Annotated in this window: 4 protein-coding genes; 1 reads left to right on the forward strand and 3 read right to left on the reverse strand. The window is 41.7% G+C overall.

The window, feature by feature from the left end:
* Positions 1-167 precede the first annotated feature (167 nt).
* The 3 genes from fusA to rpsL form a co-directional block, all read right to left on the reverse strand.
* Entirely contained in the window at positions 168-2267 is a 2100-nt protein-coding gene (gene fusA / locus KTE19_RS12935) for an elongation factor G (protein ID WP_217342453.1), read from the reverse strand.
* Between the two features lie 80 nt (positions 2268-2347).
* Positions 2348-2818, reverse strand: coding sequence for a 30S ribosomal protein S7 (gene rpsG / locus KTE19_RS12940; RefSeq protein ID WP_008855807.1), 471 nt, complete (start codon positions 2816-2818; stop codon positions 2348-2350).
* Positions 2819-2874: 56 nt separating this feature from the next.
* The gene (rpsL, locus tag KTE19_RS12945) at positions 2875-3288 is read right to left on the reverse strand and encodes a 30S ribosomal protein S12 (RefSeq protein WP_054747207.1); all 414 of its coding nucleotides are present in this window, start codon (positions 3286-3288) and stop codon (positions 2875-2877) included.
* A gap of 242 nt (positions 3289-3530) precedes the next feature.
* Here rpsL and KTE19_RS12950 point away from each other — a divergent pair, with 242 nt between their 5' ends.
* Positions 3531-4220, forward strand: a complete 690-nt coding sequence (locus KTE19_RS12950) for a prepilin peptidase (RefSeq protein ID WP_217163383.1) — start codon at positions 3531-3533, stop codon at positions 4218-4220.
* Positions 4221-4346 lie beyond the last annotated feature (126 nt).

Raw genomic sequence — 4346 nt, forward strand, 5'->3', positions numbered from 1 at the left:
TAATTCATGCCTAATAACAAAAAAGCATCACCTTTCGGTGATGCTCATAAGTCGCCATCAATACGATTTGACTTTGACCCACAAAAAGAGCCCTAATCACAAAGTGATTAGAACTCGAATTTAGTTTCACCAACAACAGTTGACGAAGAGCCCTTAATTAGTCATTGTTATTCGGCGTCAGGATTGCCGCCATTTTTCTTAATGATTTCTGCTTGAATGCTCTTTGGCACTGGCTCGTAATGATCAAACGTCATGGTAAATGTACCACGGCCTTGTGATGCAGAACGAAGTGTTGTTGCATAACCAAACATTTCAGCCAAAGGAACGTATGAATGAATCACTTCAGCGCCACTTCGGCTTTCCATACCTTCAACACGGCCACGTCTAGCAGTAACTTGACCCATGATATCACCCATGTATTCTTCAGGAACGTTAATATCAACCTTCATGATTGGTTCCAAAATTACAGGGGCAGCGGTCTTGGCAGCATTACGAAGGGCAAGTGATGCGGCAACTTTAAATGCAGCTTCACTAGAATCGACTTCATGATAACTACCATCGTATAACTTGGCTTTCAAATCAACCAATGGGTATCCAGCAAGGACACCATTGGATAATGATTCTTTCAAACCTTGTTCAACGGCTGGAATATATTCACGAGGAACAACCCCACCGACAATAGCATCTTCGAATTCGAATCCTTTACCTTCTTCATTAGGGGTAAATTCAACCCAAACATCACCATATTGACCTTTACCACCAGACTGACGAATGAATTTACCTTGTGCCTTAGTTGGCTTAGTAAATGCCTCACGATATGAAACTTGTGGAGCACCAACAGTGGCTTCAACGTGGAATTCACGCTTCATCCGGTCAATAATGATATCCAAATGCAGCTCACCCATTCCGGCGATTAATGTTTCACCAGTTTCAGGATTGGTTGTTGCTTTGAAAGTTGGGTCCTCTTCTGAAAGCTTCTGAAGAGCAACGTTCATCTTGTCTTGATCGGCTTTTGTCTTAGGTTCAACAGCAACTTGGATAACTGGATCAGGGAAGTCCATTGATTCCAAGTGAAGTGGGTGGTCAACATCAGTTAATGAATCACCAGTAGTGGTGTTCTTCAAACCAATGGCAGCCGCAATATCACCTGAGAATACTTCAGGAATTTCCTGACGGTGATTTGAATGCATCTGAAGTAAACGACCAACCCGTTCACGTTTGTCTTTAGTTGCGTTCAAAATGTATGAACCAGACTCAAGCGTTCCAGAATATACACGAATGTAAGTTAAACGGCCAACGAATGGATCAGTAGCAACTTTAAATGCCAAAGCAGCAAAACTGGCATCATCGTTTGCTTTTAATTCAACTTTGTCACCAGTCTCAGGGTCAGTTGCGTTATAAGGCTTAACATCCAATGGTGATGGCAAGTAATCAATCGTTGCATCCATCAACATCTGAACACCTTTGTTCTTAAATGCTGAACCAGCTAATACTGGGAACAGTTCCAAGTTCAAAGTTGCTTTACGAATAGCGGCCTTGATTTCTGGGATCGAAATTTCTTCACCCTCAAGGTACTTGTTCATAATGTCATCATCAACGTCAGCAAGTGTTTCGATCAATTGGTCACGACGTTTTTGAGCTTCTTCCTTGTATTCGTCTGGAACATCAACTGTATCCCAGTTAGAACCAAGTTTATCTTCATCATAGATATCGGCTTTCATTTCGATCAGGTCAATGACCCCTTCGAAATCATCTTCAGCACCGATTGGCATCTGGATTGGGAGTGGCTTAGCATTCAACCGATCAGCAATTGATGATACTGAGAAGTCAAAGTTAGCGCCAACTTTATCCATCTTGTTAACAAATACGATCCGCGGAACATCATAATCTGATGCTTGTCGCCAAACTGTTTCAGTTTGTGGCTCAACGCCGGCTTGAGCATCAAGGACGGCAATCGCACCATCAAGAACTCGGAGTGAACGTTCAACTTCAACAGTGAAGTCCACGTGTCCTGGGGTATCAATAATGTTGATACGGTGGTCTTTCCATTGAGCTGTCGTAGCAGCAGACGTGATGGTAATACCACGTTCCTGTTCTTGGGGCATCCAGTCCATTTGTGAAGCACCATCATGGGTTTCACCAATTTTGTGAATTTTACCGGTATAGTACAAGATACGCTCAGTCGTCGTTGTTTTACCAGCATCGATATGGGCCATAATCCCGATATTACGAGTTTTTTCTAGCGGAAATTCTCGTGTGTTAGCCATTGTGTAACTCCTTCCGATTCGTACAAAAAGTGGCTAAATCAGCCACTTATTAATTTGAGCTGTTGAGAATAAAACTGATCTTACCAACGATAATGTGCAAAGGCACGGTTGGCTTCAGCCATTCTATGTGTATCTTCACGTTTCTTAACTGCGGCACCAGTGTTGTTAGCTGCGTCCATGATTTCGCGGGCAAGCCGTTCAGTCATTGTATGCTCACCACGTGAACGGGCGTAGTTAACGATCCAACGCAAGCCCAAAGTTGTTCGGCGATCTGGTCGAACTTCGATTGGAACTTGGTAGTTAGAACCACCAACACGACGAGCCTTAACTTCAAGAACTGGCATAACGTTCTTCATAGCTTCTTCGAACACGTCAACTGGTTCGTTGTTGGTTTCTTTCTTAATTAAGTCAAATGCACCATATAAAATTTGTGATGCAGTTCCACGCTTACCGTCTAACATCAAACGGTTGATTAAACGGGTTACCAATTTTGAGTTATAAATTGGGTCAGGAAGTACTTCCCGCTTTTGAACATTTCCTTTTCTAGGCATTTCGTTATCCTCCTCATGATTCTATAAAACTAAATATTTAGATTGCATTAGTGAGATTATTCTTTAGGCTTCTTAGTACCGTATTTAGAACGACCTTGACGACGATCTTGAACACCGGCAGTATCAAGAGCACCACGAATAACGTGATAACGAACACCAGGTAAATCCTTTACACGGCCTCCACGAATCAAAACAACACTATGCTCTTGCAAGTTGTGACCAATGCCTGGAATGTAAGCAGTAACTTCGATCAAGTTAGACAAACGAACACGGGCATATTTACGCAAAGCAGAGTTAGGCTTCTTTGGTGTCATCGTACCAACACGAGTTGCAACACCTCGTTTTTGAGGGGCAGGAACAGTAACAGCCTTCTTCTTAAAACTATTGTAAGCATAGTTTAAAGCTGGTGACTTTGATTTTGAAGTTCTAGAATGACGTCCTTTACGGACCAATTGGTTAATTGTAGGCATCTAAAAAGTTCTCCTTTCAAATTTTCAATGTAAGTCCACACATCCAGGCGGTTCTTTTTTATGTAAAAATAAATGTGTACCGCCCAACACTTTTTGTCATAAACAGTCAGCATGTCTGATTATTCAGGAATCTGTCACAAAAAGCACCTTGTCTAATTTATCATGCCAAACAATTTGTGTCAACAAATCCAAAAAAAATAAATTGAATTTAAATCTCGTATATAAATATTAGAGGTAACGAGATGATAATAACACAATTTTTATTTGGTTCAAGCATTGCATCATTTGTTAACGTCATAGTTCAGCGCAGCCTGGCTGGTGAATCGATTGTCCGGCCCCGATCCCACTGTACCGCCTGTCTGCACCAACTTGCCTACTATGATTTAATCCCGGTGATTAGTTACATCAGCCTCGGTGGAAAATGCCGATACTGCAAAGCCAGAATTCCAGTCACAATGATTATAACCGAAATTCTTTTAGGACTGATATTTGCCCTAGTACCCATTAATTTAGCAAGCTATTACTTTTTGTTAATCATGTCCATTTTGATCACCCTAAGCTTGTTTGATTTGGAAATCCAACAAATTCCTCATTTAGGCATCGCTTTGCTCATGATTACTTGTGGCTTCAACCTTCACCATTCACTTTGGGAATTGGCTGGAACACTTGTTATCTACCTTGGTTTTCAAGTGCTCAATCGAAAAGAACGGCTGATCGGTAATGGCGACATTGATATCCTATTTGGACTGTGGATTTCGACCGGGATTAGCTTTATGCTCTGGGTAACCTGTTTTGCCTGCGTCAGTGCCATTCTATATTTAATCATTATCCCATGGCCAAAAGACAACCGGATTCCGTTTGTCCCATTCATTACCATTGGCTACTACGTGACCTATCAGTTTCAAGATTGGCTATTGGCGTTGATTCTCTGACAATCGATCTATGTATCGTAAAGAGGCACTACTCCGAATTGGAATATGAGGTGTACCCCAAAAGTTAAAGTAAATATTTGCTTGTCTTTCCTAGGCGGCACGGAGTCGATAGCTTATCGGCGCTGT

This window comes from Lentilactobacillus dabitei, assembly GCF_019061365.1.
GTDB lineage: Bacteria > Bacillota > Bacilli > Lactobacillales > Lactobacillaceae > Lentilactobacillus > Lentilactobacillus dabitei.